Source organism: Actinomadura nitritigenes (assembly GCF_017573545.1).
In the GTDB taxonomy this organism is placed as follows: domain Bacteria; phylum Actinomycetota; class Actinomycetes; order Streptosporangiales; family Streptosporangiaceae; genus Spirillospora; species Spirillospora nitritigenes.
On sequence record NZ_JAGEOK010000024.1, the window covers coordinates 1 to 23838 of the forward strand.

A 23838-nucleotide genomic window follows, 5' to 3' on the forward strand; every position below is an offset into this window, starting at 1 on the left:
AGCGTCCCCCCCCCCCCCGAGCCACCTCTCCCCACCTCCCCCCCTCTCCTCCACTCCGCTCTTCCGATCCCGCAGCGGGGCGCGCGCGGGCAGCGGGCCGCCGCGGGCCGCCGCGGCGGCCGCGAGCCCGCCGAGGGCGATGCCCGCGACGCCCGGCAGGAGGTTGTTCGGGAACGGCAGCGGCGACAGCGCGCTCACCTGGTACGGGACGAGGAGGACGAGGATCAGGAAGCCGCCGAGCGCGGCGCCCACGTCGATCCGCCAGACCGGCCCGCCGGTACCGGCGCGGCGCAGCGGCGCCCGGCACGCCACCGCCAGCAGCCATGCCGACAGCACCTGCCCGAGGACCACGATCGGCACCACCTCGATGCCGGTGACGGCGTACGTCCCGGCGACCGCGCCTGCGCCGACGCCGAGGACGGTGCCGCCGAGCACGCAGACCCCGCCGGGGACGGCGCGGACGGCGAGCCCGGACGCCAGGAACGCCAGCGCGAGGCCCTGCCCGACGACGATCGCGATGTGCGCGCCGGTCAGCGACTGCCAGCCGGACGAGGCGACGAACGCGGGGCTGGCCAGCACCAGCACCTGCAGCGCGAGGAACGGCCCGAACGCGGCGGCGCCCATCGCGTCCCGCCAGGACAGGCCCGGCGCCGTCACCGGCCCGGACGACAGCTCCCGGTAGAGGGCGGCGGCGCCGAGCGCCACGAACGCCAGGCACGCCGCCCACGGCCCGATCCCGTTCCGCCACACCGGGTCCCAGGTGGCGAAGCACATCCGGACCGCGGTGTCGGCGGACAGGCCCGCGACGGTCGCGGTGGCGAACCCGACGCCGGACAGCCCGCGCGCCCCCTCGAACAGCGCCGCGACCGCGATCATGCCGATGGCGGTGCCGACGAACGCCAGCCAGGTCTGCGGGCCGATCGCCTGGGCGAGCAGCCGGACGGCGAACAGGCCGCCGACGCCGGCCAGCAGGAGCCCGCTCGGCCCGGCGGCGCGGCGCACCAGCGGCGCGGCGAACCCGGCGAGGTAGACCGCCAGCACGGCGATCGCGGCCACGCCGGTGCCGGCGTCGTCGGCGAAGTGGTCGAGCTGGGGAAGCGAGAAGCGCAGGGTCTGCGCGAGCACCGCGACCGTGATCGCGATGAGCGTCAGCCGGGCGGGCCCCTGCGGGACGATGGACGGCCCCTGCGCCGCCGGGCCGCCGATCTTCGTGCCTACTTCTGTGCTGGCCAATTGAACGAGTGCTCCCGGGGGACGAGCGGACCTACGGGGGTGGCGGCGCGGCACTGCGCGGCCCCTGCGGACTCTACGGCCCCGGCGGGCGCTTCGCGGGCGAAACCCGCCGGGAGCGGAACCGATCACACCACCGGACGATCATACGGGCCGGGGCGGACGCGACGGGCCGCTCCGGCAAGGCCCCGCGGGCGAAACCGCAAGGACCGAGAACCAAGCCGCCGGGCTGCGGGCGGGGCCGCGGGGTCCGCGGGCGGAAATCGGCCACGGCCGGAGGCGATCCAGGGATCGCGCTCCGGCCGTGGTCGTGACGGCCTCTCGGCCGCCGCCGTTCAGTACGGGGTCAGTGACGGGTCACTGGCCGCCGGACAGCTTCTCCCGCAGCGCGGCGAGCGCCTCGTCGGTGGCCAGCGCGCCACCGCCCGACTCGCTCTCCCCGCCGCCGGAGTAGGAGGTCTCGCCACCGCCGCCGGTCGCGGGGCCGGTCTCGGCCTCCGCCTCGGCCTTGCGGGCCTCCTCGATCTGCTTGCGGTGGGCGTCGAAGCGGGTGCGCGCCTCGGCGTACTGCCGCTCCCAGGTCTCGCGCTGCTCGTCGAAGCCCTCGAGCCACTCGCCGGTCTCGGCGTCGAAGCCCTCGGGGTACTTGTAGTTGCCCTGCTCGTCGTACTCCGCGGGCATGCCGTACAGCGTGGGGTCGAAGTCCTCTTCCTCCATGCTGGCCGCGCCCTCGTTGGCCTGCTTGAGCGACAGGCTGATCCGCCGCCGGTCGAGGTCGATGTCGATGATCTTCACGAAGATCTCGTCGCCGACCTGGACGACCTGCTCGGGGATCTCCACGTGGCGCTCGGCCAGCTCGGAGATGTGCACCAGGCCCTCGATGCCCTCCTCGACGCGGACGAACGCGCCGAACGGCACCAGCTTGGTGACGCGGCCCGGCACGACCTGGCCGATCTGGTGGGTGCGGGCGAACTGCTGCCACGGGTCTTCCTGGGTCGCCTTGAGCGACAGGGAGACGCGCTCGCGCTCCATGTCGACGTCCAGGACCTCGACCGTGACCTCCTGGCCGACCTCGACGACCTCGGACGGGTGGTCGATGTGCTTCCAGGACAGCTCGGAGACGTGCACCAGGCCGTCGACGCCGCCGAGGTCGACGAACGCGCCGAAGTTGACGATCGAGGAGACGACGCCCTTGCGGACCTGGCCCTTCTGCAGGGTGTTGAGGAAGGTCTGGCGGACCTCGCTCTGCGTCTGCTCCAGCCAGGCGCGGCGGGACAGGACCACGTTGTTGCGGTTCTTGTCCAGCTCGATGATCTTCGCCTCGAGCTCGCGGCCGACGTACGGCTGCAGGTCGCGGACCCGGCGCATCTCGACCAGCGACGCGGGCAGGAAGCCCCGCAGGCCGATGTCGAGGATGAGACCGCCCTTGACGACCTCGATGACCGTGCCGGTGACGATGCCGTCCTCGTCCTTGATCTTCTCGATCGTGCCCCAGGCGCGCTCGTACTGGGCGCGCTTCTTGGACAGGATCAGCCGGCCTTCCTTGTCCTCCTTCTGGAGGACGAGGGCCTCGACGTGATCGCCGACGGTGACGACCTCGTTGGGGTCGACGTCGTGCTTGATGGACAGCTCGCGCGAGGGGATGACGCCCTCGGTCTTGTAGCCGATGTCGAGGAGGACCTCGTCACGATCGACCTTGACGACGGTGCCTTCGACGATGTCGCCGTCGTTGAAGTACTTGATGGTCTCATCGATCGCCGCGAGGAAGGCTTCCTCGGACCCGATGTCGTTGACCGCTACCTGCGGGGTGGTCGAGGTGGCCTCGGTGCTACTCGTCATGTGTCGGCTGGCTCCGGTACGGACATGGAAGTCGTTATGGGTTGTGCGCGGAGGGCCGTCCGCCCTGCCGAGAACCGGAAGGAACGCGGTGCTGACCGCGTCAGTGAACCGAACCGATGTCGCCGACCTGACCGAGCGCGAGCCTGCTCCGTCCGAAGCGCGCGCAGGCCCACAGCGCAGCGATCAGAATATGGGACGCGGCGCGCCTGGTCAATCCGGTGGGAGCGCCGGCGTCCCGCGCGCATCAGTAGACCCGCGCCCAGGCCCGGTACGGCTTGCCCAGCCGGTCCTCGAGCATATTGGGAAACGTCACCGTGTTCGGGTCGCCGTCGGATGTGTACCGCTCATCGGGGTGCTTGTCCAGGTAGTCGAGCCAGGCCGTCGAGCAGAACTGCTTGCAGTCGTCCTCTTTGATCTTGCCCTCGGACCGCACCCGGTCGATCGCCCACCGGTCGAACTTCGCGTCGAACGGCGACACCGACGGCCGCCAGCCCGCCAGGAAGATCCCCTGGAAGGCGTACGAGCCGTCCTTCCTCTCCGCCCACGCCGGCTTGCGCGGGGCGACCCCGAACGGGTAGGCGAACGTCGTCGTGTGCACCCCGGTCAGCTTGACGATCTCGTCCTCCATGCCGCCGATCTCCTTGTGCACCTGGTCCTCGGACAGGTGCGACAGGTCGGGGTGCGACAGGGTGTGGTTGGCGACCTCGTACCCGTGCTGGGTGAGCCACTTCAGGCCCGCGGCGGCCTGCACGCCGCTCATCCCAAACAGGTCCTTGTTCAGGTAGAACGTCGCCGTCGGGCGGAATCCCGGGTTCTCCCGCGCCACCTGCTCGATGACGCCCACCGCCGTGTCGGGCTTCGGGTTGCCCTGCGGGTCCAGCCCGAAGTGCCCGGGAGTGCTGTCGTCGAAGGTCAGCACGACGGGGTGCCTGCCGGCCGGGACGTCGATCCGCCCGCTGACGAACTGCGCCGCGGTGATCGGCACGTAGCCGTCCTTGGCGAGCCGCGTCAGCTCGTCGTGCAGCTCCGTGGTCGAGCGGTCCAGCGACTGCTGCGGCTTGACCATGATCCGGTGGTACATCAGCACCGGGATCTGGCCCAGCTCGTCGGCCTTCGCCTGCACCGCCGCGGGCGTCGCCGCCGCGAGCCGGACGGGCTCCGGCGCGCTCGCCGACGCGCTCGGGGACGCCGCCGCCTCCCCGGGCGGCGGGGGCCCGGACGGCTTGGCCGCCTCGGCCGGCCGGTCGTCGCGCGCGGCCCGCGCGGTCGCCCCGGCCTGCGCCGCCGCGGCGCCCTCGCCGCGCCCGCGCCGCTCCCCTGGCAACGTCAGCCCCAGGATCACGGCGCAGACGACCACAACTCCAGCGATCTTGTGAAGGAGAGGCACGATTCCCCCGCCGGTAGACCCGAACAGGACCAGGGGGACAGCGTACGACCCCCCGGACATCAACGGACACCGACCGGCGTACCCGAATGATCTCCACAGACCACTCCAGTGCCGCCCCGCATCGCACCAAGTGCGAAACCCCCTGGTAAACCCGGACACCCCGCCCGCGCAGCCCCGAGCGCGGGCATGAGAAAATGCCCCGCGCCACCAAGGACGCGGGGCACTCGAACCGGACGAGTCGGCCTCAGCCGCTGCGCTCAGCCCGCACGCGAGCGCGTTGTCCGACCGGTGGGGCGATGCCGGACGCGAGCCCCACCGGGAAGCTCGCGAAGCGAGTTCGCGCTCGCCCGAGCACGGTCAGCGGGCGAGCCGCCAGGCGAGCCCTCTGGACCGTGATCGCATCAGTGCGCCGCGTCCTGCCAGGTGCGGCCGGTGCCCATGGAGACGCTCAGGGGCGCGCGGAGGGCGTAGGCACCGGCCATCTGGTCGCTGACGAGGGCCTTCAGCTCGTCGAGCTCGCCAGCGGCGACCTCGAACACCAGCTCGTCGTGGACCTGCAGCAGCATCCGGGAGTCCAGGCCAGCCTCGCGCAGGGCGCGGTCGACGTTCAGGCTCGCGACCTTGATGATGTCGGCGGCCGACCCCTGGATGGGCGCGTTCAGCGCCATCCGCTCGGCCATCTCGCGGCGCTGCCGGTTGTCGGAGTTGAGGTCGGGCAGGTAGCGGCGGCGGCCGAGGATGGTCTCGGTGTAGCCGTCCTGGCGGGCCTTGGCGACGATGTCGCGCAGGTAGTCGCGGACGCCGCCGAACTGCTGGAAGTACTCCTCCATCAGGCCCCGCGCCTCGTCCGGGGAGATCCGCAGCTGCTGCGACAGCCCGTACGCCGACAGCCCGTACGCCAGGCCGTAGTTCATCGCCTTGATGCGGGCGCGCAGCTCGGAGTCGATCTGCTCGGACGGCAGCCCGAACACGCGGGACGCGGTGATGGTGTGGAAGTCGGCGCCGCTGCCGAACGCCTCCAGCAGCGCCTCGTCCTCCGACAGGTGCGCCATGATCCGCAGCTCGATCTGGGAGTAGTCGGCGGTCAGCAGCGACTCGTACCCGCCGCCGACGACGAACGCCTCCCGGATCTGCCGGCCCTCGGCGGTGCGGATCGGGATGTTCTGCAGGTTGGGGTCGGTGGACGACAGCCGGCCGGTCGCGGCGATCATCTGGTTGAACGTGGTGTGGATGCGGCCCGCGTCGTCGGCCATCGGGATGAGCGAGTCGACGATGCTCTTCAGCTTGGCGACCTCGCGCCAGCGCAGGATGTGCTCCAGGACCGGGTGGCCGTCCTTCTCCAGCAGCGTGGTGAGGGCCTCGGAGTCGGTGGTGTAGCCGGTCTTGGTGCGCTTGGTCTTCGGCAGGTTCAGCTCGTCGAACAGCACCTGCTGCACCTGCTTGGGCGAGCCGAGGTTGAACTCGTGCCCGACGGCGGCGTGGGCCTGCTGCTCCTGCTCCTTCACCTGGCCGCCGAGCGACGCCGACAGGCCGGCGAGGTGGTCGGCGTCGACGGCGATGCCCGCGCGCTCCATGTCGGCCAGCACCCGGACGAGCGGCAGCTCCACCTCGTGCAGGAGCCGCGTCGCGCCCCGCTTCTCCAGGTCGCCGTCGAGGACGTCGGCCAGCTCGGTCACGGCGCGGGCGCGGACGGCGAGCGCCTCGGCGGCCTCCTCCTCGCCCGACCCGTCCAGGGTGAGCTGCCCGGAGTCCTCGGTCTCGCTGCGCAGCTCCCGGTGCAGGTAGCGCAGGACGAGGTCGGCGAGGTCGAACGTGCGCTGCCCCGGCAGCGCCAGGTAGGCGGCCAGCGCGGTGTCGCTGGTGACGCCGTCGAGCCTGATGCCGCGCGCGGCGAGCGCCAGCATCGGGCCCTTCGCCTCGTGGATCGCCTTGGGGCGGGACGGGTCGGCGAGGAACGCGGCCAGCGCGCGCTCGTCGTCCTCGATCAGCTCCGCCGGGTCGAGGTGGACGGCGGGCCCGTCCTTGGACGCCAGCGCGAGCGCGGTGACCTCGCCGGTGCCGCGCCCCCAGGAGCCGGTGACGGCGACGCCGAGCCGGGTGCCGCCGTTGGCGTCCAGCCAGGCGCCGAGCCCGCCCGGCTCCAGCGCGTCGACCTCCACCTCGAAGCCCTCGTCGGCCTCCGGCTCCGCCGCGGACAGCGAGGAGTACAGCCGCTCCCGCAGCACCCGGAACTGCAGCGAGTCGAACAGGGTGTGGATCTCGTCGCGGTCCCACTGCCCCATCGTCAGCTGCGGCGGCGTCAACTCCAGCCCCACGTCGGTGTCGAGCTTGTTGATCTGCTGGTTGCGCAGCACCCCGGCGAGGTGCTCGCGCAGGTTGTCGCCGGCCTTGCCCTTGATCTCGTCGACCTTGGCGACGAGGGTGTCGAGGTCGCCGTACTTGGTCAGCCACTTCGCGGCGGTCTTCGGGCCGACGCCGGGCACGCCCGGCAGGTTGTCGCTGCTCTCCCCGACCAGCGCGGCCAGCTCGCGGTACCGCTCGGGCGGCACCCCGTACTTGGCCTCGACCGCGGCCGGGTCCATCCGGGCCAGCTCCGACACGCCCTTGACCGGGTACAGGATCGTGACGTGCTCGTTGACGAGCTGGAACGCGTCCCGGTCGCCGGTGACGACGAGGGTGTCCAGCCCGGCCTCGGTGGCCTGCACCGACAGCGTGGCGATGATGTCGTCGGCCTCGAACCCCGCGACCGACATCCGCGGGATGCGCAGCGCGTCCAGCACCTCGAAGATCAGGCTGACCTGGCTGCGGAACTCGTCGGGCGTCTTCTGCCGCCCCGCCTTGTACTCCACGTACTGCTCGTGCCGGAACGTCGGCTCGCTGCGGTCGAACGCCACCGCGATGTGGGTGGGCTGCTCGTCGCGCAGGACGTTGATGAGCATCGAGGTGAAGCCGTACACCGCGTTCGTCGGCTGCCCGTCGGTGGTGGAGAAGTTCTCCACCGGCAGCGCGAAGAACGCGCGGTAGGCCAGGGAATGCCCGTCGAGCAGGAGGAGCCGGTCACGCTTGTCAGGGGTCGCTGGTTCGTTCGCCACACCAGGACTCTAGTCTGCGCGTACGACAGTTTCGTGGAGGCGTAAGTGAGCGACACCGACGGCCTGAGCCGGGACGACCTGGCCGCGCAGATCCTTTCCGGTGAGGGGATGGAGTCCCGCGGCGACCTGGCCAAGGCGATGGGCGTGGAGTATCTGGAGGTGTCCGCCGAACGGGTCGTCGGCCGCATGCCGGTCAAGGGCAACACCCAGCCGTACGGGCTGCTGCACGGCGGCGCGTCCTGCGTGCTCGCCGAGACCCTCGGGTCCGCCGGGTCGGCGATGCACGCCGGGCCGGGCCGCATCGCCGTCGGCATCGAGATCAACGCCACCCACCACCGGTCCGCGACGGACGGGTTCGTCACGGGCGTCGCCACCCGCGCCCACGGCGGCCGGACCCTCGCCACCTACGACATCGTCATCACCGACGAGCAGGACCGGCGGGTGTGCACCGCCCGCCTCACCTGCATGCTCCGCGACGCGCCCGCCTCCTGACCCGGCGAGGCCGGGCGGGGGCCGCGCCCCCTCGGGGGACGCCGCGCCGCCCCGCGTCCGATCCGCGGCTTTCTTTGCGATCGACCGGCCGGGGTCTGTAGCGTGGATCGGAACGGCCTGGGATCACCGAGTAGACAACGCACGCGCCCGCGAGGGCCGTACGGCCCCAAAGGTGATCCCAGGCCCGGCACATCTCCGGGCCGCCCCGCGGCACGGCGCAGATCACGAGACGGTCCCAGGACGCCCCGCGATCTGGCGAGCGCCGGAGACGCCGCCCTACCGTGCGGATCATGCGGCCCCTACCGGCAGGACGCCCGCGCGCCGCCGCGGCCCTCCTGCTCCTCGCCCCGCTCCTCCCGCTGGCGTCCGCCTGCGGCGGCCACGACGACGCCCGCTACCGCGTCCCCGCCCGCCCCCTCCGCGACGGCGAGCACGCCCTCCGCTACCGCGAGGTGACCGACGGGCGGATCGCGTTCGCCGCGATCGGCCTCAGCTCCGGCCTCACCACCATCACCGGCAGCCACGCCGACCTGCCGTCCCGGCTCGGCGGCTTCGCCCGCGTCCGCATGATCGCCGAGAACCGCTACGCGACCTTCCACAAGATCGACCTCGACCGGCAGCTGCTCGTCACCTCGCGCGGCGCCTACCCGCCCGACGTGAACGCGATGCGGGTCAAGCGCCAGCCCACCGACATCGAGCTCGGCTCCCACGACCGCCTCGAGTTCGACCTGATGTACGACATCCCGAAGGACGCGCGGATCAGGGCGCTGCGGCTCTACTCCTCCCCCACCGACGACCTCGGCGTCCCGCTACAGCACGACCCCGGAGCGGAACTGCCGTTGCGGTGAACGGCGGCCCCGCCCCGGGGTCGTGTCGAAACGTCCGGGCCTTCTACTTGCCGTCGGGCGCCTCCGCGCCGTCCGGCTCCGGCTCCGCGGCCGGCCCGTCGGCCTTCGTCCCGCCGGCCCCGGGCTCGCCCGGCGCGGCCTTGCCCAGCGCCACCGCACCGTCCTCGCCCGCCGCCGCACCGGGATCGCCGCCGACGTCGCCGCCCAGATACGCCGCCCGCACCTGCGGGTCGTCCAGCAGCTCCGACGCCGGCGCCGACCGCACGATCCGGCCCGTCTCCAGCACGTACGCGCGATCCGCCAGCCGCAGCGCCTGCTGCGCGTTCTGCTCCACCAGCAGGATCGTCGTCCCGCGCCGGTTGATCTCCTCGATGATCGAGAAGATCTGCTGCACCAGCATCGGCGCCAGCCCCATCGACGGCTCGTCCAGCAGCAGCACCTTCGGCTTCGACAGCAGCGCCCGGCCGATCGCCAGCATCTGCTGCTCACCGCCCGACATCGTGCCCGCCGCCTGCGTCCGCCGCTCCGCCAGCCGCGGGAACAGCTCGTACGCCTCCGCCAGCTCCTTGGAGTGGTCGTCCTTGCGGGCGTACGCGCCCATCAGCAGGTTCTCGTGCACCGACATGCCCGGGAAGATCCCCCGGCCCTCCGGCGCCTGCCCGATGCCCGCCAGCACCCGCTTGTGCCCCGGCATCGACCCGATGTCGGCGCCGTCGAAGAACACCGACCCCGACGAGCAGGACCGCAGCCCAGAGATCGTCTTCAGCGTGGTGGTCTTCCCCGCGCCGTTCCCGCCGATCAGCGAGACGATCTCACCCTCGTCCACCTGCAGCGACACGCCCTTGAGCGCCTCGATCTTGCCGTAGTGGACGTGCACGTCCCTCAGTTCAAGAAGCATCGGCCGGAGCCCCCAGGTACGCCTCGATCACCTTCGGGTCGCTCTGCACCTCGGCGGGCAGCCCGTCGGCGATCTTCTGTCCGAAGTCCAGCACCGCGACGCGGTCGCTGATCCCCATCACCAGGCCCATGTCGTGCTCGATCAGCAGCACGGTCCGGCCGCTGTCGCGGATCTTGCGGATCAGCTCCATCAGCGCGTTCTTCTCCGCCGGGTTCATCCCGGCGGCCGGCTCGTCCAGCAGCAGCAGCTTCGGATCCGTCGCCAGCGCCCGCGCGATCTCCAGCCGCCGCTGGTCGCCGTACGGCAGGTTCTTCGCCATGTCGTGCGTGCGTTGCGACACCCCGACGAAGTCCAGCAGCTCCCGCGCCAGCGCCTTGCCCTCGCGCTCGGCCCGCCGGTGCCGGGGCAGCCCGAACGTCACGCTGATCAGCCCGGCGTTGTGGTGCGCGTCCGCGCCCACCTGCACGTTCTGCTCCGCCGTCATGTTCGGGAACAGCCGGATGTTCTGGAACGTCCGCGCGACGCCCCGCTTCGTGACCTGGTACCGCTTGAGGCCGTTCAGCCTGCTCCCCGCGAACCTGATCTCACCCGACGTCGGCCGGTACACCCCGGTCACCGTGTTGAACACCGTCGTCTTGCCCGCGCCGTTCGGCCCGATCAGCGCGAAGATCTCGCCCTCGCGCACCGCCAGGTCGACCGCGTTCAGCGCGACGACGCCACCGAACCGCATCGTCACCTGCGACAGCTCGAGCAGGGGACCGCCGGTCTTGCCGCCCGCGGCCCCGGACACCTCGCTCATCTGCTCCCCACCTCGGCCTCCGAACCGGACGACGTGTCGATCTCGGCGCCCAAATGGCCCATTCCTCCGCCGCCCTCGGCCATCTCGGCCTTGCGCTGTCTCGACGGGATCAGCCCCTCCGGACGGAAGATCATCATCGCCACGAGGATCGCGCCGAACGCCAGGTCGCGGTAGTCGGCCAGACCGCGGAACCGCTCCGGCAGCCACGCCACCAGGAACGCCCCGACGATCACGCCCGGGATGTTGCCCGCACCGCCCAGCACCACCGCGGCCAGGATCGTCGCCGACAGCAGGAACGGGAAGTTCGCCGGCGCCACGTAACTCGTCTTCGCCGCGAACACCACGCCCGCCGAACCGCCGATCGCGGCACCGGTCGCGAACGACAGCAGCTTGAACTTGAACGTCGGCACGCCCATGATCTCGGCCGCGTCCTCGTCCTCCCGGATCGCCGTCCACGACCGACCGATCCGGCTGGCCTCCAGCCGCTTGGAGAAGATCACCACCAGCACGATCACCGCGACCAGCAGGTAGTAGTACGGCCGCGCGTCCCTGATCTTGTACGTGAACAGGTCCACCCCGGCGAACCACACGCCCTCGTGGCTCGGCGGATGCGGGATGTTGTTGATCCCTCGCGTCCCGCCCAGCCAGTTCGTGTTCTCCGCGACCTTCCGGACGATCTCCCCGAAGCCGAGCGTCACGATCGCCAGGTAGTCACCGCGCAACCGCAGCGTCGGCGCACCCAGGATCACCCCGGACACCGCCGCCAGCACGATCCCGCACGGCAGCAGCGGCCAGAACCCGATCCCGTGCTTCACCGCCATCGTCGCCATCGTGTACGCGCCGATCGCCCAGAACGCCACGTACCCGAGGTCGAGCATGCCGGCGTACCCGATCACCACGTTCAGGCCCAGCGCGAGCAGCACGTAGATCCCGATCGGATAGAACAGGATCGTGGACCACGCCGACTCCGGCGACATCACCGGCGCCAGCCCCTCGTACGGCAGGAACAGCGCACCGACGATCAGCAGGACGTAGACCGCCCAGCGCTCCCACCCCGGTGCCCGGTCCCAGTGCGTCCGGGCGGCCTCCAGGGGGCCGGTGAACGCACCGCGCCACCCCGCCGTGTTCGCTGTCTTGTTCGTGTTGTCGCTCATGCGCGCGCCTGCTGGAGGGACTCACCGAGGATGCCGGTGGGACGGAACAGGAGGATGACCACGAGAAGCGTGAACGCGATGACGTCCTTCCACTCGGAGCCGAAGATGGAGCCACCGTAGTTCTCGATGAGCCCCAGCGTGAACCCGCCGACGAGGGCGCCGCGCAGGTTCCCGATGCCGCCGAGCACCGCGGCCGTGAACGCCTTGATGCCGAGGATGAACCCGATGTTGAACATCGTCTGCTGGTAGAGCAGCGCGAAGAAGAAGCCCGCCGCCCCCGCCATCAGCCCGCCGACCACGAAGGTCACGACGACGACCCGGTCGATGTTCACCCCGAGCAGCACCGCCGTCTCGGGGTCCTGCGCGGTCGCCCGGATGCCGCGGCCGAGCTTGGAGGCGTTCACGAACCGGTCCAGGACGACCATCATCACGATCGCCGCCACGAAGATCAGCAGCTTGTCGTTGCGGACGTCCCCCGAACCGATCGAGAACAGCGTCTCCTTCTTCAGCAGGTCCGGCACGTGGATCGGGTCGCGACCGCCGCCGTGCCCGAAGAAGTGCGGGATCACGGTCGTCGCGAACAGCTCCTGCAGGAACAGCGACGCGCCGATCGCCGAGATCAGCGCCGCCAGCCGCGACGCCCCCTTGCGGCGCAGCGGCCGGTAGGCGACCAGCTCCAGCAGCAGCGCCGCCCCGCCCGAGGCGACCATCGACGCCACCAGGCACGCCAGCAGCACGCCCACCAGGGCGATGCCGGTGTAGGGGCCGTTGTCGAAGCCGACCACCTGGATCAGGGTCAGCCCGCCGAACGTGCCGATCATGAAGATTTCGGAGTGGGCGAAGTTGATGAGCCGGAGCACGCCGTAGACCATCGTGTAGCCGAGCGCGACCAGCGCGTAGATCGAACCGACGGTCAGCCCGTCGACCGTGTTCGCCCAGAACTGGGATGTGAAGTCGTGGAGCACAGAGGGTTCCTCAAGAAAGAGGGGGCGGGAGCGCTGTGGCGCTCCCGCCCCGCGCCGGAGGACCGGCGTCCGTCCTGCGTCGTGGCGGGCCTAGCTCACTCGGGCTTGACCTTGGAGGCGTCGCCGAGGAACTTCAGCTTCCCGTCGACCACCTGGAACATGTAGATGGTCTTCACCTGGATCTCGCCGTTCGCCTCGAACTTGACCGGCTTCGACACGCCCTGGAAGTTCACCGTCTTGAGGTAGTCGTTGACGTCCTTGGTCGTGGTCTTGCCCGCCTTGAAGGCGTCCAGGATCGCGATCGTGGCGTCGTAGCCCTCGGCCGAGTACGTGCCCTGGTCCTTGTGGAACGCGGCCTTGTAGTCGTTGATGAACTTCGCGACGGCCGGGTTGTCGGCCGTCGGGTTGATCGACTGGCACGCGCACGAGACCAGCGCGCCCTCGGCCTGCTTCGCGCCGGCGCCGTCGACCAGCTTCTGGTCGAGCGCGCCGTCGTCGGAGACGAACTTGGCGGTCACGCCGCCGTCGCGGAGCTGCTTGAGCAGCTTGTCGCCGCCGTTGTAGTACCCGCCGAAGAAGATCGCGTCCGGCTTGGCCGCCTTCACCTTGTTGACGGTGCTGGAGTAGTCGGTCGCCTTCGGGTCGATCTTGTCGCGCTGCGGCGCGACGCCCTGCGCCTGCACCGTGGAGAACACCTTGTCGGCCAGGCCGACGCTGTACTCCTGGTTGTCGTCGATCACGAAGACCTTCTTGGCGCCCAGCGTCTTCACGATGAAGTCGCCGTCGACCTGGCCCTGCGCGTCGTCGTTCGAGATCAGCCGGTGCCAGAACTTCCAGCCGTTCTTGCCGAGCGCGGTGGAGGTGGCCGAGGGGGAGATGTTCGGGATCTCCGCCTCCTCCAGGCTCGGCACCGTGGCCTTGGACTCGCCGGAGAACACCGGACCGACGACCGCGGTGACGTCGTCGTCGATCGCCTTCTGGACCTGGCCTGGCGCGACGGCCGGGTCGCCCTTGGTGTCGTAGATCTTGAACTTGACCTTCTTCTTGGGGTTCGTGGCGTTGTACTGGTCGATCGCCAGCTTCACCCCGTTGGAGATGTTGATCCCGAGCTCAGGGGAGTTGTCGCCGGTCTGGACACCGATGTAGGCGATCGTCAGATCCTTGCCCCCGCCGCTGTCTCCCGAGCCGCACGCGGCGGCGCCCAGCGCCATCGCCGCTCCCAGCGCGATCGCGCCGGTCACCCTCATCCTGTTGCGCCGCAAGGTGCCCAACCTTTCACATCCGGATCCGCACCGGATCGGGTACGAGTCATGCCCCGACGCCGACCGCTCCCAGGAGGAGATATCGGTCACTCGGGGACCAGCTATGTCGTACACCGTGGACCCGACCCAGATCAGCACCCCCGGATCGAAGGGTTATTGGTTCGTTACGCCCCCGTGCCCATCGGTTCCCCCGTTTTGCCAGGCACGATTACGGAGCGTGCCGACCATGGCCGGTCCGGCACGGGCGCATTGGACCTTGACAACGCGCCGGATGACAGGGCAGGCGGTCAGCCCGCGGAGGGCTCGCCCCCGCCGTTCGCGGTACCGCCCGCGGTGCCGGCGGCACCCGCCACCACGGCCTCCGCGACGGCCCTCATGGTGAGCCTGCGGTCCATCGAGGTCTTCTGGATCCACCGGAACGCCTCGGGCTCGGACCAGCCGTTCGCCTCCTGGAGCAGCCCCTTCGCCCGGTCCACCACCTTGCGGGTCTCCAGCCGCTCGTGCAGCCCGGCTACCTCGGCCTCCAGCGCCCGCAGCTCGGTGTACCGGCTCACCGCCATCTCGATGGCGGGCGCGAGGTCGGTCTTGGCGAACGGCTTGACGAGGTAGGCCATCGCGCCCGCCTCCGTGGCCCGCTGGACGAGCTCGCGCTGGGAGAACGCCGTCAGGATCACCACCGGCGCGATCCGGTCCGCCGAGATCCGCTCCGCCGCCGAGATGCCGTCCAGGACGGGCATCTTCACGTCCAGGATCACCAGGTCGGGCTTGAGCTCGCCGGCCAGCCGGACCGCGGTCTCCCCGTCCCCGGCCTCGCCCACGACCTCGTAGCCGTCCTCCTGAAGCATCTCCTTCAGGTCCAGCCGGATCAGGGCCTCGTCTTCCGCGATCACAACTCGCCGAGCGCTCTCCACGCGCACGAGCCTACCGAACCCGCTACCCTGGTCCCCGTCGCCCCTCCATCACCTGAGGCGGAGCACCGGCGCTTACCCGTCCAATTTGTGCCGGAAAAAGTAAAGCCCCGATAGCCCAACCGGCAGAGGCCATGGTCTCAAACACCATCAAGTGTGGGTTCGAATCCCACTCGGGGCACTTCCTGCCATAAGGGACTCCTCCCCCTCCAAGGCCTTCTGCCTACGGGTCCTGCCCCCGCGCGGTGCACCTCACCGTTTTGCCGCTTTCGTATCGGGTGTATGCCGCGGGGAGCTTGAAGAGCCCCCGGCCGATGAGTCTCAGCAATCAGGGCTGCCCCGATCGCATGCTGCACCCCGTCTCCTTGTTCTCCTTGTTTTGTCAGACCTCAAGGAGAACATCACCCTGTGAACACAGAACAGCACGGTGAGTGGAGGCGCCGGCTTTCGGTCGCCGGCAAGACGAACCAAGAAATCGCCGCCGAGTGGAGGATCAGCGTGACAACCCTCCGCCGCTGGCGCACCAGGTGCGGAATCACCGGACAGGCGAAGCGGGCTTCGCCGCCGAAAGGCGGCCCACCCGCCGAACCGGGCCTGGATCTCGCGGGGCGCGACGGGCGTGACGAACACGACGGCCGTATCAAACGTGACTGCCCTCGGTGCTTCAGCACCCCCCTCGATTGCCGAAGCTACGCCTACCTGCTCGGCCTTTATCTCGGGGACGGGTGCATCAGTCCCGTCGGGGACCCTCGCAAGAACGTGTGGGCCATGCGGATCGCCTGCGCGAACGCCTGGCCGGGCCTCATCGAGTTGTGTGTGAAGGCCGTTCGGGCCGTCCGCCCGGCGAACAAGGTGAGGATCATCCGCAAGGTCGGCTGCGTGGAGGTCGACAGCCACTCCAAGCACTGGCCATGCCTCTTTCCCCAGCACGGAGCGGGCAGGAAGCACGAGCGCGCGATCACTCTGGCGGGCTGGCAGAAGGAGATCGTCGACCGGTACGCGCAGGAGTTCCTGCGCGGGCTGATCCACTCGGACGGGTGCAGGTTCGTGAACCGGGTGCGGAGGCCGCTCAAGGACGGAGACCGCTGGTACGAGTATCCGCGCTACAACTTCACGAACGTCTCGGTGGACATCCAGCGGCTCTTCACCGACGCGCTCGATCGGCTCGGGATCGCGTGGAAGCAGATGAACGCCACCGACATCTCGGTGGCCAGGCGGGAGGCGGTGGCTCGGTTGGATGAGTTCGTGGGAGCCGAGTACTGAGGGTTGGCGGGGTTTCCGGAGCGTCGTGGAAATGAGACCCGCCGGTGATCAACGCCCGGGCCGGCGCGCGGCCGGCCGGGCCGGCCCTCGCGGGTCGGCGGCCGGTCGGCGCCGGGTCAGTGGCTCTCGCCGATGTTGAGGACCTGGAGGGCGTTGGTGGAGCCGGGGGTGCCGGGGGGCGAGCCGGCGACGACGACGACCTTGTCGCCCTTCTGGCAGCGGCCGAGTTCGAGGAGGGCCTGCTCGACCTGGCGGAACATGGCGTCGGTGTGGTCGACCTGCGGGACGATGAAGGTCTCGACGCCCCAGACGTGCGCGAGCCGTCCCCGGACGGCGGGGACCGAGGTGAAGGCGAGCAGGGGGATCGGCGAGCGGTAGCGGGACAGGCGGCGGGCGGTCTCGCCGGACATGGTGAAGGCGGCGAGGGCCTCGGCGCCGACGATCGCGCCGACCTCGGCGGCGGCGCGGGCGATGGCGCCGCCGACGGTCTCGGGCATGCGCTGCAGGGTGTGGGTGGCGTGCAGGGTGGCCTGCTCGGCGGTCTCCACGATGCGGCTCATGGTGCGGACGGACTCGATGGGGTACTGGCCGACGCTGGTCTCGCCGGAGAGCATGACGGCGTCGGCGCCCTCGAAGACGGCGTTGGCGACGTCGGAGGTCTCGGCGCGGGTGGGGCGCGGCGCGGAGATCATGGATTCGAGCATCTGGGTGGCGACGATGACGGGGCGGGCCTTCTCGCGGCAGAGCTCGATGGCGCGCTTCTGGACCATCGGGACCTGTTCGAGGGGGAGTTCGACGCCGAGGTCGCCGCGGGCGACCATGATGCCGTCGAAGGCGGCGACGATCTCGGGGAGGAGCTCGACGGCCTGCGGCTTCTCGATCTTGCCGATGAGGGGGACGCGGACGCCCTCCTCCTCCATGATCTGGTAGCAGATGTCGGCGTCGGCGGGGGTGCGGACGAAGGAGAGGGCGACGAGGTCGACGCCGAGGCGCAGGGCCCAGCGGAGGTCGGTCTCGTCCTTCTCGGTGAGGGCGGGGACGCTGACGGGGACGCCGGGCAGGTTGAGGCCCTTGTTGTCGGAGACCATGCCGCCGACGGTGACGGTGGTGCGGACGCGGGGGCCGTCGACGGAGGTGACCTCGAGGGCGACGCGGCCGTCGTCGATGAGGACGGTGTCGCCGGGGCCGACGTCGCCCGGCAGGCCCTGGTAGGTGGTGGAGACCTCGCGGCGGGTGCCGGGGACGTCCTCGGTGGTGATGGTGAACTCGTCGCCGAGCGTGAGGCGGACGGGGCCGTCCGGGAACCGCCCGATGCGGATCTTGGGGCCCTGGAGGTCCGCCAGGATGCCGACGCCGCGTCCGGTGGCCTCGGCGGCCGCTCTGAGCCGGTGGTAGACCTCTTCGTGGACGGCGTGCTCGCCGTGGCTCATGTTGAGCCGGGCGACGTCGATGCCGGCTTCGACGAGGGCGTGGATCTGCTCCGTGCTGGAGCAGGCGGGACCGATGGTGCTGACTATCTTCGCTCGACGGGTCACGTCACAACCGTACTTAGTTACCCGTTGGTACGGATATTCGTGCAGGATGCGGTCGCCCAAGGTTCACCGAATGGTCTAGGTCAGAGGTCTAGACCATGGTCCCTGGGGTCACCGGGCGAAGGCGTCGACGGCGGCCTGGCAGAAGGCCTTGAGATCGCCGGGTTTGCGGCTGCTGACGAGCACGTTGGGGCCGTCCTCGCAGATCTGGACCTCTTCGTCGACCCACGTCGCGCCGGCGTTGCGCAGGTCCGTCCGGAGGCTGGGCCAGGACGTCAGGGTGCGGCCCCGGACGGCGTCGGCCTCGATGAGCGTCCACGACGCGTGGCAGATGACGGCGACGGGCTTGCCGGCGTCGAAGAACGACTTGGCGAACGCGACGGCCTTGGGCTGCGTGCGGAGGAAGTCGGGGTTGGCGACGCCGCCGGGCAGCAGGAGGCCGTCGAACTCGGTGTGGTCGGAGACGTCCACGGTGGTGTCGACGGGGAAGGTGTCGGCCTTGTCGAGGTGGTCGAAGGCCTGGAGGCGGCCGGACTGGGTGGAGACGAGGCGGGGGGTGGCGCCGGCCTGCTCGACGGCCTTCCACGGTTCGGTGAGCTCGACCTGCTCGGTGCCTTCGGGGGCGCAGAGGAAGGCGATGGTCTTGCCCTGGAGATCGGACGGCATGTTCTGTTCCTCCCTTTCGGTTCTCCGCGTCCCCTGCCCGGGGAGGCGGGTGGTATGCAGGAGTGATGAACCCCACGGGCTATCGCGAGGTCCCCGAGCGCGGGGCGGGGCTGGTCTGCTCATGGACGGCCGCGCTGCCGGCGGGCGCGGAGCCGTTCGTGCAGCGGGTGGTGCCGGACGGGTGCGTGGACCTGATCTGGTCGGCGGACGGGATCCATGTGGCGGGTCCGGACACGGGTCCGATGCCGGCGGCGGTGCGCCCGGGGGCGGAGATGGCGGCGGTGCGGTTCGGGCCGGGGGCGGCGCCGCCGGTGCTGGGGGTGCCGGCGGACGCGGTGCGTGACGGGCGGGCGCCGCTGCGGGATCTGTGGGGCGGGGCGGCGGACGAGCTGGCGGACGCGGTGGCCGGGGCGGGATCGCCGGAGGGGCGGCGTGCCGTGCTGGTGGCGGGGGTGCGGGCGCGGGCGGCGCTGGCGGAGCCGGTGGACCCGCTGGTCCCGGTGGTGGTGGCGGGGCTCGCCGGCGGGTCGGTGCGCGAGGTGGCGGACGCGGTGGGGCTGGGTGAGCGGCAGTTGCGGCGGCGTTCGCTGGCGGCGTTCGGGTACGGGCCGAAGACGCTGCAGCGGGTGCTGCGGTTCCAGCGGGCGCTGGGGTTGGCGCGCTCGGGGATGGCGCTGGCGGACGTGGCGCAGGCGGCGGGTTACGCCGACCAGCCGCATCTCGCGAACGAGGTGCGGGTGCTGGCGGGGGTGCCCGTCCGGGCCCTGCTGTGAGGGGGCGCCGCCGGGTGCCGGGGCTTCGCCCGGGTCAGGGCGCCCGCCCGGGCCGGGGGGCAAGGGTCAGGGTTTGAGGCGGCCGTAGGCGCGCAGGGTCATGAGGCGTTCGACGGTGACGAATCCGCGCCATTCGGGGCGGGTGGCGGGGGTCCAGATGAGGAAGCGGACGTCCCAGCCGCCGTCCTCGTCCTGGGCGTCGATGAGGGCGTCGAGCGCGGCGTCGACGGCGGCGTCGCCGAAGAGGCGGTGGCCGTATCCGCCGGGTGCGGGGGCGAAGTCGAGGGGGTCGTGGTGGTCGCTGCGGGCGCGGTCGGCGAAGATGTCGCGCAGGCGCGCGAAGGCGGCCTCGGCGCGGGCGCGGTCGGGGACGTGGTCGAGGAAGGCGAGCAGGGCGAGGACGTCGTAGGGGCCGGGGTCGGCGGGCGGGTCGTCGAGGTGGCGCCAGCAGAAGGCGGTGGCGGTGTCGAGCCAGGGGTGGCGGGACCCGGCGCGGTGGAGCCGGCCGGCGAGGGCGGCGGTGGGGTTGATCGCGGCGGGCGGGTCGTCGGGGGTTCGCCACCAGGGGGCGTGGGGGGCGTCGTGGACGGTGGGCAGCACGAAGGGCACTCCCCCGTCCGGGGTGGTGAGGGCGGTGAGGTGGGCGGCGATGCGGTCGACGGCGGGGTGGTCGTCGGCGCCGGCCTGGTGGAGGACGTCGAGGGCGTGCTGGGCGGGGACGGGCTGGCTGGCCTCGCCGCGCAGGTCGGGTTCGAGGGCGTGGCCGTAGCCGCCGTCGGGGTTCTCGTAGGCGGCGAGGGCGGCGAGGAGGGGTGCGGCGGGGGCGCCGTGGAAGTGGAGGTCGAAGCGGCGGCGGTCGATGACGCGGGCGTTGAGCCGCATGAACTCGCGGGCGCGGGCGAGGTCGGTGGTGTGGAGCGTTCGCATGGGCCCTGACCGTAGGGGGTGGGGGTGCGGCCGGTCTTGCAGGATTCGGACACGGTGGGCCCGGCCGCCCCAGCGGTGGGCGACCGGGCCCCCGCGTCCCGTGCGGGGACGGGGCGGGACCGTAGCGGACCCGTGCGTTCCTCACAAGGGGGATTGATCCGGATTGCCGTGATCAATCGGGTGGTTCGTGTGGTCTGCTGGGGCGATGAGCGATCCTCTGGACGAACGTGACATGGCGGCCGCCGCGCTGGGGCTGGTCGCGGAGGCGGCCGGGCCGTACCTGGACGGGCTGGCGGAGCGTCCGGTGCACGACCGGGCGATGGACGTCCTGCTGGACGAGCTGGACGGGCCGCTGCCGGAGCGGGGCGACGGGTCGCCGGCGGCGGTCGGGCGGCTGGTGCGGGTGGGGACGGCGGCGGCGACGCACTCGTCCGGTCCGCGGTTCTTCCATTTCGTGGTGGGCGGGTCGACGCCGGCGGCGATGGCGGGCGACTGGGCGGCGTCGCTGCTGGACCAGGCGGCGGGGCTGTGGCTGACGTCGCCGCTGGCGGCGCGGGCGGAGACGGTGGTGCTGCGCTGGCTGAAGGAGCTGTTCGGGCTGCCGGCGTCGTTCGGCGGGGTGCTGACGCCGAGCGCGACGCTGGCGCATGTGACGGGGCTGGCGTGCGCGCGGCAGTGGTGGGCGGACCTGCACGGGGTGGACGCGGCGTCGCAGGGCCTGGCGGGGCTGCCGGCGATGCCGGTGTTCAGCAGCGGGCTGGTGCACGTCAGCACGCGCAAGGCGCTGCAGATCCTCGGCTGCGGGCGGGACACGCTGCGGGTCTTCGCCCGCGACGACGCGGGCCGGGTGGATCTCGCGGCGATGGACGCGGCGCTGGCGGAGGCGGGCGGCCGGGCGGTGATCGTGGCGAATCTCGGGGAGGTGAACGCGGGCGACTCCGACCCGGTCGCAGAGCTGGCGGACCTGGCGGAGCGGCACGGGGCGTGGCTGCACGTGGACGGGGCGTTCGGGATGTTCGCGGCGCTGTCGCCGCGGACGGCGGGTCTGGCGCGGGGCGTGGAGCGGGCGGACTCGGTGACGGCGGACGGGCACAAGTGGCTGAACGTGCCGTACGAGAGCGGGTTCTCGTTCGTGCGCGACCCGTCGGCGCTGGGCCGGGCGTTCGGGGCGTGGGGCGCGGCGTACCTGCCGGAGGAGGACGGCGACCGGATCAACTACAACATGCTGGGGCCGGAGTCGTCGCGGCGGGCGCGGGCGCTGCCGATCTGGGCGACGCTGCGGGCGTACGGGCGGGACGGCTACCGGGCGATGGTGGAGCGGCATCTGGACGTGGCCGCGCATCTGGGGTCGCTGGTGGAGGCGGCGCCGGACATGGAGCTCCTGGCGCCCGTTCAGCTGTGCGTGGTGTGCTTCCGGTACCGTCCGGCGGGCGTCCCCGAGGAGCGGCTGGACGAGCTGAACGCGAGGCTGGGCGAGGCGCTGCTCGCGGACGGCCGCGTCTATGCGGGAACGAGCCGGTACCAGGGGATGACGGTGTTCCGGCCGGCGCCGTTGAACTGGCGGACCACGGAGGCGGACGTGGAGCTCCTGGTGGAGGTGCTGCGGGAGCTGGCGGTGACGCTGGCGCCGTGACCGTGACCCCCGCCGGGCGCCCGGCGGCCGGTCCGTCCGGGTCAGCGGGCGCCTGGCCAGGGGCCCGGCGGGGTGTGGTCGAAGGTGCCGGTGGCGACGGTGACGTCGTAGACGCGGAAGCCGCGGGCCTGGTAGTTCTTCAGCGCGGCGGGATGGTCGTTGGAGCTGGTGGTGAGCCGGACCCGGCGGGTGGGCTTGCGGTCGTCCCAGCGGGTGGCGAGGTCCCAGGCGCGGGCGGCGGCGACGCTGAGCAGGTGGCCGCCGATCCCCTGGCCGGTGAAGGCGGGCAGCAGCCCGAAGCAGGTGATCTCGACGAGGCCGTCGGGCTGCGGGTCGAGCTCGGCGTAGCCGGCGGGGGTGCCGCGGACGTGCGCGACCCAGGTCTCCACGCCGGGCCGCGACAGCCAGTTGAGCCACTGGTCGTAGGTCCAGGCGAGCCGGTCCGTCCAGTAGTGGTCGCCGCCGACCGCGGTGTACAGGTAGCGGCTCAGCTCGGGGCTGGGCAGCTCGGCGCGGGCGATGGCGACGGGGACGTCGGGCACCCGCGCGGGCCGCAGCTCGGCGGGGCCGAGCTGCTCCAGGTGCCAGTCGGTGACCTCGATCTGCCGGGTCGGCATGGGAACCCCCGTACGCGCGACGCCGCCGCGCCTCCGGCGGACACCGGAGGCACGGCGGGCGAATGTTCGCGGATCAGGCTATCGGTCGCGCCGTGGGCGGAATCGGGTAGGGCAGGGCGGTGTGGCCGGTGAGGAACCGGTCCACGCCGTGCGCGGCGGCGCGTCCCTCGGCGATCGCCCAGACGATCAGGGACTGGCCGCGGCCCATGTCGCCGGCCGCGTACACCCCGTCCACCGAGGTCCGGTAGTCGCGGTCGCGGACGACGTTGCCGCGCTGGTCCAGCTCGACGCCGAGCTGGTCCAGCAGGCCCTCGCGCTGCGGGCCGATGAAGCCCATCGCGAGGGTGACGAGCTGCGCCGGGATCTCCCGCTCGCTGCCCTCGACCGGCTTGAAGCCGGTGTCGGGCCCGCCGACCTCGACGATCCGCAGCGCCTGGACGTTGCCGTCCCCGTCGCCGACGAACTCGGTGGTGGACACCGCGTACAGCCGGTCGCCGCCCATGTCGGCGAGCTCCTCGTGGGCGCTCTCCATCTTGAACAGCATCGGGTACGTCGGCCACGGCTGCGCGCCGGTGCGCTCCTCCGGCGGCCGCGGCATGATCTCCAGCTGGGTGACCGAGGCGGCGCCCTGCCGGATCGCGGTGCCGATGCAGTCGGCGCCGGTGTCGCCGCCGCCGATCACGACGACGTGCTTGCCCGCGGCGTCGATCGGGGACTTGTCGAAGTCGCCCTCCTGCACCTTGTTGGACGGCGGCAGGTACTCCATCGCCTGGTGGACGCCCTTGAGCTCCCGCCCGGGGATGGGCAGGTCGCGCCAGACGGTGGCGCCGCCGGCGAGCACGACCGCGTCGTAGCGCTCGCGCAGCTCGGCGGCGGTGATGTCGACGCCGACGTTCACCGAGGTCTTGAAGGAGGTGCCCTCGGCGCGCATCTGGGCGAGGCGCCGGTCGAGGTGCCGCTTCTCCATCTTGAACTCGGGGATGCCGTACCGCAGCAGCCCGCCGACGCGGTCGGCGCGCTCGTACACGGTGACGTCGTGCCCGGCGCGGGTGAGCTGCTGGGCGGCGGCGAGCCCGGACGGGCCGGAGCCGACCACGGCGACCTTCTTGCCGGTCTTCACCGCGGGCGGCTGCGGCCGCACCCAGCCCTCGGCGAACGCCCGGTCGATGATCTCGACCTCGACCCGCTTGATGGCGACCGGGTCCTGGTTGATGCCGAGGACGCAGGCGCTCTCGCACGGGGCGGGGCACAGCCTCCCGGTGAACTCCGGGAAGTTGTTGGTGGCGTGGAGCCGCTCGATGGCCTCGTGCCAGTCCTTGCGGTAGACGAGGTCGTTCCACTCGGGGATGAGGTTGCCGAGCGGGCAGCCCTGGTGGCAGAACGGGATGCCGCAGTCCATGCAGCGGCTCGCCTGCTTCTCCAGCCGGTCGTGGCCGAAGCTCTCGTAGACCTCCGACCAGCTCTTGATCCGGACGTCCACCGGGCGGCGCTTCGGGAGCTCCCGCTGGACGGTCAGGAAACCCTTCGGGTCAGCCATGTGGGAATCCCCCTCT

General features: G+C 71.6%; 19 protein-coding genes, 1 tRNA gene and 1 pseudogene. 6 read left to right on the forward strand and 15 right to left on the reverse strand.

The window, feature by feature from the left end:
- The 4 genes and pseudogenes from J4557_RS32050 to polA form a co-directional block, all read right to left on the reverse strand.
- Positions 1-1233: pseudogene (locus J4557_RS32050) on the reverse strand (endonuclease/exonuclease/phosphatase family protein); the annotation flags it as partial.
- Between the two features lie 354 nt (positions 1234-1587).
- A complete protein-coding gene (gene rpsA / locus J4557_RS32055; RefSeq protein WP_208270517.1) occupies positions 1588-3069 on the reverse strand; it encodes a 30S ribosomal protein S1 in 1482 nt (493 codons plus the stop codon).
- Positions 3070-3313: 244 nt separating this feature from the next.
- Positions 3314-4411, reverse strand: coding sequence for a polysaccharide deacetylase family protein (locus tag J4557_RS32060; RefSeq protein WP_307800327.1), 1098 nt, complete (start codon positions 4409-4411; stop codon positions 3314-3316).
- 446 nt (positions 4412-4857) lie between these two features.
- Complete coding sequence (gene polA / locus J4557_RS32065; protein ID WP_208270519.1) at positions 4858-7548, reverse strand: DNA polymerase I; 2691 nt, start codon at positions 7546-7548, stop codon at positions 4858-4860.
- Between the two features lie 108 nt (positions 7549-7656).
- On the opposite strand from polA, the gene J4557_RS32070 reads away from it, so the two are divergent.
- Together J4557_RS32070 and J4557_RS32075 are read left to right on the forward strand one after the other, a co-directional pair.
- Positions 7657-8040 (forward strand): PaaI family thioesterase, encoded by a 384-nt coding sequence (locus tag J4557_RS32070; RefSeq protein WP_208270645.1) that lies wholly within the window; start codon positions 7657-7659, stop codon positions 8038-8040.
- Positions 8041-8330: 290 nt separating this feature from the next.
- Entirely contained in the window at positions 8331-8888 is a 558-nt protein-coding gene (locus tag J4557_RS32075) for a DUF4352 domain-containing protein (protein ID WP_208270520.1), read from the forward strand.
- A gap of 43 nt (positions 8889-8931) precedes the next feature.
- Here J4557_RS32075 and J4557_RS32080 read toward each other — a convergent pair whose 3' ends face one another.
- From J4557_RS32080 to J4557_RS32105, 6 genes are all read right to left on the reverse strand, one after another.
- Positions 8932-9786, reverse strand: a complete 855-nt coding sequence (locus tag J4557_RS32080) for an ABC transporter ATP-binding protein (protein ID WP_208270521.1) — start codon at positions 9784-9786, stop codon at positions 8932-8934.
- The gene (locus J4557_RS32085; RefSeq protein ID WP_208270522.1) at positions 9776-10585 is read right to left on the reverse strand and encodes an ABC transporter ATP-binding protein; all 810 of its coding nucleotides are present in this window, start codon (positions 10583-10585) and stop codon (positions 9776-9778) included. The genes J4557_RS32080 and J4557_RS32085 overlap by 11 nt, the downstream gene beginning before the upstream one ends.
- Positions 10582-11739 carry a branched-chain amino acid ABC transporter permease gene (locus tag J4557_RS32090; protein ID WP_208270523.1) on the reverse strand — a complete coding sequence of 386 codons (1158 nt, stop codon included), beginning with the start codon at positions 11737-11739 and terminating at the stop codon, positions 10582-10584. The genes J4557_RS32085 and J4557_RS32090 overlap by 4 nt, the downstream gene beginning before the upstream one ends.
- The gene (locus tag J4557_RS32095; RefSeq protein ID WP_190862396.1) at positions 11736-12704 is read right to left on the reverse strand and encodes a branched-chain amino acid ABC transporter permease; all 969 of its coding nucleotides are present in this window, start codon (positions 12702-12704) and stop codon (positions 11736-11738) included. Before J4557_RS32095 ends, J4557_RS32090 begins: the two co-directional genes overlap by 4 nt.
- 95 nt (positions 12705-12799) lie before the next feature.
- Positions 12800-13966, reverse strand: coding sequence for a branched-chain amino acid ABC transporter substrate-binding protein (locus J4557_RS32100; protein WP_243776678.1), 1167 nt, complete (start codon positions 13964-13966; stop codon positions 12800-12802).
- A 287-nt stretch (positions 13967-14253) separates the two neighbouring features.
- A complete protein-coding gene (locus tag J4557_RS32105) occupies positions 14254-14856 on the reverse strand; it encodes an ANTAR domain-containing response regulator (RefSeq protein ID WP_208270524.1) in 603 nt (200 codons plus the stop codon).
- 125 nt (positions 14857-14981) lie between these two features.
- On the opposite strand from J4557_RS32105, the gene J4557_RS32110 reads away from it, so the two are divergent.
- Both J4557_RS32110 and J4557_RS32115 read left to right on the forward strand, forming a co-directional pair.
- A tRNA-Leu gene (locus tag J4557_RS32110) sits at positions 14982-15055 on the forward strand.
- 227 nt (positions 15056-15282) lie between these two features.
- Positions 15283-16137 carry a transcriptional regulator gene (locus J4557_RS32115; protein ID WP_208270525.1) on the forward strand — a complete coding sequence of 285 codons (855 nt, stop codon included), beginning with the start codon at positions 15283-15285 and terminating at the stop codon, positions 16135-16137.
- 116 nt (positions 16138-16253) lie between these two features.
- Here the strand turns inward: J4557_RS32115 and pyk are convergent, their stop codons facing one another.
- Positions 16254-17672 carry a pyruvate kinase gene (gene pyk, locus J4557_RS32120; protein ID WP_208270526.1) on the reverse strand — a complete coding sequence of 473 codons (1419 nt, stop codon included), beginning with the start codon at positions 17670-17672 and terminating at the stop codon, positions 16254-16256.
- Positions 17673-17780: 108 nt separating this feature from the next.
- A complete protein-coding gene (locus J4557_RS32125) occupies positions 17781-18335 on the reverse strand; it encodes a type 1 glutamine amidotransferase domain-containing protein (RefSeq protein ID WP_208270527.1) in 555 nt (184 codons plus the stop codon).
- Positions 18336-18400: 65 nt separating this feature from the next.
- Here J4557_RS32125 and J4557_RS51160 point away from each other — a divergent pair, with 65 nt between their 5' ends.
- Positions 18401-19108, forward strand: a complete 708-nt coding sequence (locus J4557_RS51160; protein ID WP_208270528.1) for a DUF6597 domain-containing transcriptional factor — start codon at positions 18401-18403, stop codon at positions 19106-19108.
- 66 nt (positions 19109-19174) lie between these two features.
- On the opposite strand, the gene J4557_RS32135 is transcribed toward J4557_RS51160, so the two are convergent.
- Positions 19175-20035 carry a hypothetical protein gene (locus J4557_RS32135; protein ID WP_208270529.1) on the reverse strand — a complete coding sequence of 287 codons (861 nt, stop codon included), beginning with the start codon at positions 20033-20035 and terminating at the stop codon, positions 19175-19177.
- 205 nt (positions 20036-20240) lie between these two features.
- Here J4557_RS32135 and J4557_RS32140 point away from each other — a divergent pair, with 205 nt between their 5' ends.
- Entirely contained in the window at positions 20241-21668 is a 1428-nt protein-coding gene (locus tag J4557_RS32140) for a pyridoxal phosphate-dependent decarboxylase family protein (protein WP_208270530.1), read from the forward strand.
- Positions 21669-21709: 41 nt separating this feature from the next.
- Here J4557_RS32140 and J4557_RS32145 read toward each other — a convergent pair whose 3' ends face one another.
- Both J4557_RS32145 and J4557_RS32150 read right to left on the reverse strand, forming a co-directional pair.
- Positions 21710-22285 carry a GNAT family N-acetyltransferase gene (locus J4557_RS32145; protein ID WP_208270531.1) on the reverse strand — a complete coding sequence of 192 codons (576 nt, stop codon included), beginning with the start codon at positions 22283-22285 and terminating at the stop codon, positions 21710-21712.
- A gap of 73 nt (positions 22286-22358) precedes the next feature.
- On the reverse strand, positions 22359-23822 hold the full coding sequence (locus J4557_RS32150) for a glutamate synthase subunit beta (protein WP_208270532.1): 1464 nt from the start codon (positions 23820-23822) through the stop codon (positions 22359-22361).
- Positions 23823-23838: the final 16 nt, after the last annotated feature.